This window comes from Bradyrhizobium sp. NBAIM08, assembly GCF_020193935.1.
Classification (GTDB): domain Bacteria; phylum Pseudomonadota; class Alphaproteobacteria; order Rhizobiales; family Xanthobacteraceae; genus Bradyrhizobium; species Bradyrhizobium yuanmingense.
On sequence record NZ_JADYVR010000127.1, the window covers coordinates 1 to 484 of the forward strand.

At 70.2% G+C, this 484-nt stretch carries 1 protein-coding gene; it reads left to right on the plus strand.

What is annotated here, in order from left to right; translation table 11 throughout:
- Positions 1-174: 174 nt before the first annotated feature.
- Positions 175-484 (plus strand): helicase HerA-like domain-containing protein (locus I6F37_RS38740; RefSeq protein ID WP_225154179.1); only part of this gene is annotated, 310 nt, incomplete at its 3' end.

A 484-nucleotide genomic window follows, 5' to 3' on the forward strand; every position in this document is an offset into this window, starting at 1 on the left:
CCAGGTGACGGTTGGCAAGCGACTGGGTGGCCCGATGATACGCTTCCGCTTCGCCGTCGAACACCCCGGTGGCGACCACGGCAGGCAGCGGAGGCAGGCATGGACCAGGCGTTCCGGGACGCGATGACCAAGGGCTACACCCTCGCGGAGCCGTCGATCGTGCTGGGCAGCGCGATGCACGACGGTGAGCTCCTAAACGACAGCCGGATCCAGGTCGCGCTGTCCATGCTCAACCGCCACGGCCTCATCGCCGGCGCGACCGGGACGGGCAAGACCAAGACCCTGCAGCTCATGGCCGGCCAGCTGTCGCAGGCCGGCGTGCCCGTCTTCGTCGCCGACATCAAGGGCGACCTGACCGGCCTGGCCGCGCCCGGGACGACGAGCCCGAAGCTCCAGGAGCGGCTCGACTCGATGGCCCTGGCGTTCGCCCCGTCCGGCCACCCGGTCGAGTTCCTGTCGTTGTCGGGCAAGCTCGGCTCGCAGG